9 protein-coding genes and 1 tRNA gene are annotated in these 6,726 nt (G+C 59.5%); 5 read left to right on the top strand and 5 right to left on the bottom strand.

Going from position 1 to position 6,726, the window contains the following annotated elements:
- Positions 1-285, top strand: a 285-nt coding sequence (locus G452_RS19690; protein ID WP_022662970.1) for an integrase core domain-containing protein, incomplete at its 5' end; no start/stop codon positions are given.
- Positions 286-303: 18 nt separating this feature from the next.
- On the opposite strand, the gene G452_RS21560 is transcribed toward G452_RS19690, so the two are convergent.
- The 5 genes from G452_RS21560 to G452_RS0114420 form a co-directional block, all read right to left on the bottom strand.
- Complete coding sequence (locus G452_RS21560) at positions 304-936, bottom strand: DUF6538 domain-containing protein (RefSeq protein WP_155887743.1); 633 nt, start codon at positions 934-936, stop codon at positions 304-306.
- 88 nt (positions 937-1,024) lie between these two features.
- Positions 1,025-1,120 (bottom strand) — tRNA-Ser (locus tag G452_RS0114435).
- A gap of 98 nt (positions 1,121-1,218) precedes the next feature.
- The gene (locus G452_RS0114430; protein WP_027189291.1) at positions 1,219-1,569 is read right to left on the bottom strand and encodes a NifB/NifX family molybdenum-iron cluster-binding protein; all 351 of its coding nucleotides are present in this window, start codon (positions 1,567-1,569) and stop codon (positions 1,219-1,221) included.
- Between the two features lie 107 nt (positions 1,570-1,676).
- Positions 1,677-2,174 (bottom strand): nucleoside deaminase, encoded by a 498-nt coding sequence (locus G452_RS0114425; protein WP_327077715.1) that lies wholly within the window; start codon positions 2,172-2,174, stop codon positions 1,677-1,679.
- Positions 2,175-2,177: 3 nt separating this feature from the next.
- Positions 2,178-2,987, bottom strand: a complete 810-nt coding sequence (locus G452_RS0114420; RefSeq protein ID WP_022662967.1) for a phosphoribosylformylglycinamidine synthase subunit PurQ — start codon at positions 2,985-2,987, stop codon at positions 2,178-2,180.
- Positions 2,988-3,140: 153 nt separating this feature from the next.
- Here G452_RS0114420 and G452_RS0114415 point away from each other — a divergent pair, with 153 nt between their 5' ends.
- Genes G452_RS0114415 through lptC form a run of 4 tightly spaced genes read left to right on the top strand, consistent with a single transcriptional unit; the run spans position 3,141 to position 6,724 of the window.
- The gene (locus tag G452_RS0114415; protein ID WP_022662966.1) at positions 3,141-4,769 is read left to right on the top strand and encodes a CTP synthase; all 1,629 of its coding nucleotides are present in this window, start codon (positions 3,141-3,143) and stop codon (positions 4,767-4,769) included.
- The gene (gene kdsA / locus G452_RS0114410; RefSeq protein ID WP_022662965.1) at positions 4,769-5,575 is read left to right on the top strand and encodes a 3-deoxy-8-phosphooctulonate synthase; all 807 of its coding nucleotides are present in this window, start codon (positions 4,769-4,771) and stop codon (positions 5,573-5,575) included. Before G452_RS0114415 ends, kdsA begins: the two co-directional genes overlap by 1 nt.
- Positions 5,568-6,095: a KdsC family phosphatase gene (locus G452_RS0114405; RefSeq protein ID WP_022662964.1), complete on the top strand. Its 528-nt coding sequence runs from the start codon at positions 5,568-5,570 to the stop codon at positions 6,093-6,095. Before kdsA ends, G452_RS0114405 begins: the two co-directional genes overlap by 8 nt.
- Positions 6,092-6,724 carry an LPS export ABC transporter periplasmic protein LptC gene (lptC, locus tag G452_RS0114400; RefSeq protein ID WP_022662963.1) on the top strand — a complete coding sequence of 211 codons (633 nt, stop codon included), beginning with the start codon at positions 6,092-6,094 and terminating at the stop codon, positions 6,722-6,724. Before G452_RS0114405 ends, lptC begins: the two co-directional genes overlap by 4 nt.
- Positions 6,725-6,726: the final 2 nt, after the last annotated feature.

Raw genomic sequence — 6,726 nt, 5'->3', positions numbered from 1 at the left:
CGGAAGCTCCGGGAGGCCGGAGCACGCATCTCCATGGATGGCCGAGGCCGCTGGATGGACAACGTTATGATCGAGCGTCTCTGGCGCTCCTTGAAGTATGAATGCGTGTATCTGCGGGAGATCGAGACGGGCAGCGAGCTTCGCCGCACCCTGGCCTGGTGGATTGATTTCTACAACAACCGGCGTCCGCACAAGACCTTTGACGGCAGAAAGCCGATGGAGATATATCAGCAATTCAAGCCAGAGGGGGTACCTCCTCTGGCTTGCCCGAAAAAGGCGGCATAGCCCATGAATCTGTCCACCTTAGTTTTGCCGCTGACTGGTCCGAAGAAGTGAACCCACTTCTGGTTGCACTACTTGAGACTGCTCTTGGCCTTGGAGGATTCCTACAAAGCCTGTCTTGCGAGCTGCATTCAGGAATCTTGCTTCAACTTCAAGCAGGGCAGCGCAGAACTCACGGTATTCTTTGGAGTCCTTTTCAACATCTATTTCTTCACGATCCAGTAGCTCTGAGGCTCTACCTTCAATTTTCTTGAGGTTGCTACATTCAAGAGCTTCTTGGGCGTCTGTGGCAAGGATTGTGAGCTGTTCATTGCGCTTGTCCAGCTCGTATAGCTCCCATGAGCGGGAGAGACGGTATTCACGTTCTTCTTCGAGCGCCTCATCGAGCCATTGCTGAGCGATGCGGCGTATGGTTTCACGACTCAATCTACCAGACATGACATCATCCCTCCTTTTACGAAATTCATCAAATATCGCATGCGAGGTAGTGACCAGTCTTATAACCTTAGGCCGAGCTTCTCTCAAGTATCTGGTTTTGAGCGACTTTTTGAATTCTTGCATACCCATGACCGGGCGCAAATCGCTTGGAATTCTAAGTCGAAAATAGAGGCCATTTCGATGGCTGGTGAGGTAGGATGGGGCAGAAAAAGACATTGGACAATCCTCCTTGTGTGTACCCGTTTTGTGTACCCACGGCTCTGACGAGCGCTTTTTGGAAGAATGTCCAATGTTTTCAAGTTCTTGGCGGAGAGGGTGGGATTCGAACCCACGTACGGGCTATTAACCCGTAACTCGATTTCGAGTCGAGCGCGTTACGGCCGGACTTCGCTACCTCTCCGCATGAGGGCGGCAAGAGCCGCGCAAACGGGAAGAGATGTATAAACGTTCACGGAGTCGGGCGCAACCCTTTTCCCGCGTGGACTGCGGGGGCAAGGGTCAGTGACTGCACTCGTGATGGTCGCAGATGATGGGTTGATCCTTGATTTTGCCCGCCAGGAACGCCTCGGCCACTTCCTCGACCTTGCCGTTGCAGCCGCGCACCACGTTGATGCCGCTCTGGGAAAGCACGTTCACCGCGCCCTGGCCGATGTTTCCGGCGAGCATGGTGTGGACGCCCATTTCCTTGAGCACGCTGGCGATGTTGGACTTGCAGCCGCAGCCTTGCGGCGATTCCAACCGGGCTCCGGCACCAAGCTTGCCGTCAACGACTTCATATATCGTGTAGTGGTCGCAATGACCGAAATGCTCGTCCACAATGCCGTCACGAGTGGGAACCGCGATTTTCATATCTGATCCTCCTGGTTGATCGAAATTTTAAGACCTGAAGAGATGCGACACGATTCCGGGTTTGTCAATGAAGCCGGATAATTCAGACTGTCGTGGTAGGAAATGCGTCAGCGGCGGGAACGAAAGAATGTACGCAACAAATCAGCGCAGTTCGAAGCGAGGACGTCTCGAACGACCCACATCTTGTGGTTGGTCCAGGAAAGCGCGGCTCCGTTCAGTTGGGTGAAAAGCGCGCCTGTGCGCGGATCAGCGGTTCCCACGACAACGCCGGCAACGCGAGCGTGGATCATGGCCCCCACGCACATCAGGCAGGGCTCCAGCGTAACGGCCAGAATCGTTCCGGGAAGACGGTAATTCCCGATACGCTCGGCAGCGCGGCGCAGACAAAGAATTTCGGCATGAGCCGTGGGGTCGTGATCGGAAATCGGAGCGTTGTGGGCGGAGGCGAGAATCTCCCCGCTGGAAGGGTCAAGCAGGATCGCGCCCACCGGAGCCTCCTGCGAAGCTCCGGCGAGACGCGCCTGATGCAGCGCCAGCCGCATCATTTCTCCGTAGGTCAACGGCAGAACGGATTGATCCGGCGGAGTCGGGTCGGGTCGGGCCACGCCCTAGTTCCTCTTGAGATGGCGAACGCCGCCCTCGATCAGGGCCAGGCCGAGCGTTCCGCCTTCGCCTCGGGTCCAGGCGGGGTGGTTGGTCGGATGGTTGTATGCTTCGGGATGGGGCATCAAGCCGAGCACGCGGCCCGACGGGTCGGTGAGTCCGGCGATGGCCAGAGGGGAGCCGTTGGGGTTGAAGGGATATTCCATGGTCGGCTCGCCCGACTCCGGGTCGGCATATTGCAAGGCAATGAGATTGTCGGATTGGAGTCGTTCCAGCAGGGCTTCATCCTTGGGAATGATCTTTCCTTCGCCGTGCCGGATGGGGATGTGCAGCCGATCGAGCCCCTTGGTGAAAACGCAGGGACTGTTCGGGTTGACCTTGAGGTGCACCCAGCGGTCCTCGAACCGTGCGGAGTCATTGTAGGACAAGGACACCTGGCGTTCGAAGTATTTCCCGTCAACGGCCGGAAGCAGGCCGAGCTTGACCAACAATTGAAAACCGTTGCAAATACCGAGAATGACGGCGCCGGATTCGAAAAACTCCTTGAACTGGTCTAGAATCGGCCGTCCGTCCGGAGTGGTCGCATGACGCCAGCGCAAGGCCGCGGCCTGGGCCGCTCCAAGGTCGTCGCCGTCCAGGAATCCGCCCGGACAGATCAGGAAATTATAATCCGCCATGCGGACTTTTCCCGCGGCGAGATCGGAGAAAAACACGATATCCGCAGAATCCGCTCCGGCCTGCCTGGCGGCGTAGGCGGATTCCTGTTCACAATTGGTGCCGTATCCTGTAAGAACCAGTGCGTTGACAGGGGCCATGCCCTTTACCCTCCCGTATTGACAACCCCCGGAGGGCTTGTCAGTCTAACTGCGTCAATTTTCGGGGAACATACGTGCGGCCCGGCAGCCAGTCAACAGCCGCGAAGCGGCGGCAGGCCGAAGACTCAGCATCAAAAAGGGGCGACTCATTTCATGAAGACCAAATTTATTTTCATCACCGGCGGCGTTCTATCTTCATTGGGCAAGGGACTGGCGGCCGCGTCCATCGGTGCGCTGCTTCAGGCGCGCGGACTCAAGGCCACCATCCAGAAACTCGATCCGTACATCAACGTAGACCCGGGCACCATGAACCCGTTCCAGCACGGCGAAGTCTACGTCACGGACGACGGCGCCGAGACGGACCTGGATCTGGGCCACTACGAGCGCTATCTCGAACGCCCCATGACCCAGCGCAACAACTATACTTCCGGATCCATCTACAACGCCGTGATCACCAAGGAACGCCGGGGCGACTATCTCGGCGGCACCGTGCAGGTCATCCCGCACATCACGGACGCCATCAAGGAAGCCGTGCTCGGCCTGCCCACCGACGAGGACGTGGCCCTGATCGAAATCGGCGGCACGGTCGGCGACATCGAAGGCCAGCCCTTCCTGGAGGCCATCCGCCAGCTCAAGAACGACCTCGGCAAGGAAAACGTCCTTTACATCCACCTGACCCTCGTGCCCTACCTGGCGGCCGCGGGCGAGCTGAAGACCAAGCCCACGCAGCACAGCGTCAAGGAGCTGCGCAGCATCGGCATTCAGCCGGACATCATCCTCTGCCGTTCCGAGGTGAATCTCGACGACCACCTCAAGAAAAAGATCGCCCTTTTCTGCGACGTGGATTCGGATGCCGTGTTCTCGGCCGTGGATGTGAAGAACATCTATGAAGTGCCGCTCAAATTCTACGAGCAGGGCGTCGATCAGAAAATCGCCATTCTGCTCCGGCTGCCCGCCAAGAACGCGGACCTGAACGCCTGGAGGGAACTGAACCGGAAAATGGAGTTCCCTCAGGGACGTGTGACCATCGGCATCATCGGCAAGTACGTTGAGCTCAAGGAAGCGTACAAAAGCCTGCACGAAGCTCTGGTCCACGGCGGCGTGGCCAACGACGTGGCCGTGGATCTCGTCTATGTCAACTCCGAGGAAATCACGGCGAAGAACGTGGAGCGCAAGCTCAAGAATCTCGACGGCGTGCTCGTGCCGGGCGGTTTCGGCTCGCGCGGCGTGGAAGGCAAGATCGAGGCCATCCGCTATGCCCGTGAAAACAAGATTCCGTTCTTCGGCATCTGCCTGGGCATGCAGTGCGCCGTCATCGAGTATGCGCGCAACGTCTGCGGCCTGGACGCCAATTCCGAGGAATTCGACTGCAAGGTCAAGGATCCCGTCATCTACCTGATGACGGAATGGTTCGACTTCCGCACCAAGAAGACGGAAACCCGCTGCGCGCAGTCCGACAAGGGCGGCACCATGCGGCTGGGGTCCTATCCCTGCAAGGTCGTCAAGGATACCAAGGCCTTCGCTGCCTATGGCCAGACCCGCATCGACGAGCGGCACCGCCATCGCTACGAATTCAACAACAAGTATCTCGAATGCCTCCGCGAAAAGGGCATGATCTTCTCCGGCCTGGCTCCGGACGATTCCCTCGTGGAGATGGTCGAGCTTCCGGAACATCCGTGGTTCCTGGGCTGCCAGTTCCATCCTGAATTCAAGTCCCGTCCCATGAATCCGCATCCCTTGTTCCGCGGATTCATCAAGGCCGCCAAGGAGCAGAAAGGCTGATGCCTGACGCTTTGTACGAGCGCTGCCGAGAGCGGTTTTTCGTTCTGGCCGGCCCATGCGCGCTGGAAAGCCGCGAACTGGCCCTGGACACCGCCCGCGCGCTGGCGGACATGGCGGCCGAGCTTGACCTGCCGCTGATCTTCAAGAGTTCGTTCGACAAGGCCAACCGGACCTCGATCACGAGTTTTCGAGGTCCGGGCCTGTCGCGCGGACTGTCCTGGCTCGCCGAGATCAAGGACGCCACGGGCCTGCCCGTGGTCACGGACATCCACCTCCCGGAACAGGCCGCGCCCGTGGGCGAGGTGGCCGACGTGATCCAGATTCCGGCGTTTCTTTGCCGCCAGACCGACCTCCTTGCCGCCGCAGCGGCCACGGGCCGGGTCGTAAACGTCAAGAAAGGCCAGTTTCTGGCCCCCTGGGACATGCGCAACGTCCTGAACAAGCTGCGCGAATCCGGAAACGGGCGGGTCTGGCTCACGGAGCGCGGATCGTGCTTCGGCTACAACAACCTCGTGGTGGACATGCGCTCCATCCCGGAAATGAGCGGCCTCGGCGTTCCCGTGATCATGGACGCGACGCACTCCGTTCAGCTTCCGGGCGGGCAGGGCGGCAGTTCCGGAGGGCAGCGCGAATTCGTGCCTGTCCTGGCCCGCGCGGCGGTCGCCGCCGGCGCGAACGGCGTCTTCATGGAAGTGCACCCCGAACCGGACAAGGCTCTTTGCGACGGCCCGAACAGTTGGCCGCTCGACAAGGCCCGTGATCTCCTCCGCCAGCTCAAAGCCATCTGGAGTCTGACGCATGTCTGATTTGCGTAATCGCGCCGCCGCCGTGAAGCTGCTGGTCCTGGATGTGGACGGGGTTCTCACGGACGGAGGCTTATATTATGATTCCGAAGGGCGGGTCTCCAAACGCTTCAATGTGCAGGACGGCCTGGGCGTCAAGGTCGCGCAGCAGGCAGGGTTGCAAATCGCAGTCATCACGGGCCTGAATCACGGCGCAGTCGAATCTCGCGTTCGCGAACTGGGCATCGTCGAATACCATGCCGGACACCTGGACAAGGTTCCGCTCATGCGCGGCATTCTCGACCGCATGGAACTAGACTGGAACGAAGCCGCCTATCTCGGCGACGATTGGGTGGACGCCGCGATCATGCGCCGCGTTGGTCTGCCCATGGCGGTTCCCAACGCCCGGCCCAAAGTGCTGGGCTTGGCAGCATGGGTTGCTTCGGTTCCCGGCGGGCACGGCGCCGTGCGGGAGGCGATTGAATTTCTGCTTGATTGTCGCGGCCAGCTCGACGAGCAGTGGCGGAGGTGGGCCGGAGCATGAGATTTCGAGTCCTTCTGGCCTGGATAATGGTTTTCGGTTTCGGCGTGCTCATCGGCGTGGCCTTGTTCCACAAGGACGAAGAGCCGGTTCAGCAAATCAAGGAAGCCAGGCTGGAAGAGGAAATCACTCCGGAACGCATTGAAAAGACCGACATGGACGTTTTCAGCGCGGACATCTTCGCTGACGACATCGAACTCGTCCAGGGCGTCGACGGGCGGATCGACTGGCGGGTCAAGGCCAAGGGCGCTGAATACAGTCAGACGAAAAACTCCGTGACCATCATCGCCCCGCAGCTTTCCGCATATCTCGGTGAGGATCGCAACGAGCTGTTCATCCGCGCGGACATGGGCGAAGTGGACCAGCGGGCCGACAACTTCCGCCTCTGGGAAAACGTCACGGGTCGATATGGCCTCTTTGCGGTCAAGGCCGATGAATTCGACTACATCGGCGCCATGGAAAAGGTCTATCTGAAGGGCAGGGTGGTCATCCGCCGGGGAGATATCTCCATCAGCGCCACAGCCATCGAGATCGACACCAAGACGCGCCTTCTTGTGGCGGCGGGAGGCGTCGAAGCCTTGTTCACTCCCGAATCTCTGGAAGACGTGAAGCTGCCCGGAAAGGAACAGTAGGA

Source organism: Paucidesulfovibrio longus DSM 6739 (assembly GCF_000420485.1).
GTDB lineage: Bacteria > Desulfobacterota > Desulfovibrionia > Desulfovibrionales > Desulfovibrionaceae > Paucidesulfovibrio > Paucidesulfovibrio longus.
Note: the sequence above shows the minus strand (reverse complement) of the source record. Positions and strands in the feature narration are given on the sequence as shown.

Bases quoted from the DNA above. Each gene is read 5' to 3' on its own strand.
- G452_RS21560 (WP_155887743.1), bottom strand. From the start codon at position 936: ATGTCTTTTTCTGCCCCATCCTACCTCACCAGCCATCGAAATGGCCTC.
- G452_RS0114430 (WP_027189291.1), bottom strand. From the start codon at position 1,569: ATGAAAATCGCGGTTCCCACTCGTGACGGCATTGTGGACGAGCATTTC.
- G452_RS0114420 (WP_022662967.1), bottom strand. From the start codon at position 2,987: ATGGCCCCTGTCAACGCACTGGTTCTTACAGGATACGGCACCAATTGT.
- G452_RS0114415 (WP_022662966.1), top strand. From the start codon at position 3,141: ATGAAGACCAAATTTATTTTCATCACCGGCGGCGTTCTATCTTCATTG.
- kdsA (WP_022662965.1), top strand. From the start codon at position 4,769: ATGCCTGACGCTTTGTACGAGCGCTGCCGAGAGCGGTTTTTCGTTCTG.
- G452_RS0114405 (WP_022662964.1), top strand. From the start codon at position 5,568: ATGTCTGATTTGCGTAATCGCGCCGCCGCCGTGAAGCTGCTGGTCCTG.
- lptC (WP_022662963.1), top strand. From the start codon at position 6,092: ATGAGATTTCGAGTCCTTCTGGCCTGGATAATGGTTTTCGGTTTCGGC.